The sequence below is a fragment of the Vibrio sp. 1641 genome, from assembly GCF_033339995.1.
Classification (GTDB): domain Bacteria; phylum Pseudomonadota; class Gammaproteobacteria; order Enterobacterales; family Vibrionaceae; genus Vibrio; species Vibrio alginolyticus.
Map to the genome: position 1 here is coordinate 1 of NZ_JAWOVP010000055.1, position 1062 is coordinate 1062.

2 pseudogenes are annotated in these 1062 nt (G+C 36.7%); one reads left to right on the forward strand and one right to left on the reverse strand.

Going from position 1 to position 1062, the window contains the following annotated elements:
* A pseudogene (locus R7Z47_RS24110) lies at window positions 1–350 on the reverse strand (methyl-accepting chemotaxis protein); the annotation flags it as partial.
* Between the two features lie 561 nt (window positions 351–911).
* On the opposite strand from R7Z47_RS24110, the pseudogene R7Z47_RS24115 reads away from it, so the two are divergent.
* Window positions 912–1062 (forward strand): annotated as a pseudogene (locus R7Z47_RS24115) (DNA-binding response regulator); the annotation flags it as partial.

Here is a 1062-nt window from a genome sequence, read left to right on the forward strand (position 1 = left end):
ATGTAACCAGCAAACACAGCTTTGTTCTGAGCTTCTAGCGACGCAATAAACTGTTTAACAATAATGTCTGGCGTTGCGGTCGTCTCTGCGCTTAATTCGATAATTGAACGCGCTTGCTTTAGGTTCGCCAACACTGGCTCTAACTGGTTGGAAATATTCAGCCCTTGCTGAATCGCCGTATTGCTCAGGTCGGTCGTGGTGGCTTCGTTCAGTTGAGATTTTACTTTTGTAGTGATTTGTTCATTCACTTGCGTGAACGCATTGGTTGTCATACCCATTGCAATCAATAGAGTGAAGGCCATTGCCCCACCCGCACTGACAGCAATTCGAGTGCGTATACTGTTAAACATGATAGCCTCACAAATTGATTTTTATCTGGCATTAAGCATTGGAAGGATCATGGATTTTAAACAAGTAAAGTTAATAGGAGACTTTCGTTTATGAACAGATCAAGAACAGAAAATGTAGTTTTATTAATAAAAATAAAATAATGCAGCGTTTCGCTTGTGCATGAAACCATTGATTTGATTGAATTATCTCAAAAAAGAGAATCTAAGCATTTGTATTTAAACGCAATAACCATACCTAAAAAATGGTTTTATAAAAAGTAAGAACCTTTCCTATCGAGTGCACTTGTGAAGATTGGCAATTATTAATAATGTGCTCAGTGTCACATAAATAATTTAGTATCTTCATGTTTTATATGGAGTTAACAGAACCAACCAATCTATACCATTTATATTTCAATCAGTATTGATAGATATAAATAAACAGGTACCACTGTATTTAAGGTTAGACATTGAAAACCGACACAAAGGTGAGAAAATCATTGTCGACAACTTTTTCACACCTATAGTGAATAATGTTCGTTAAGATCAACATTCGAATTTATCGAGATTGGATAAGAATAAATGAAACGTGTACTTTTGGTAGAAGATAATCGTGAAATAGCGGGAATGTTGTTCGATTATTTTGAGTGTGCTGGCATGCAGCTGGATTATGCCGACAACGGTGAGCTAGGCTTAAAGCTGGCGATGGATAATGCGTTTGACATCATTTTGC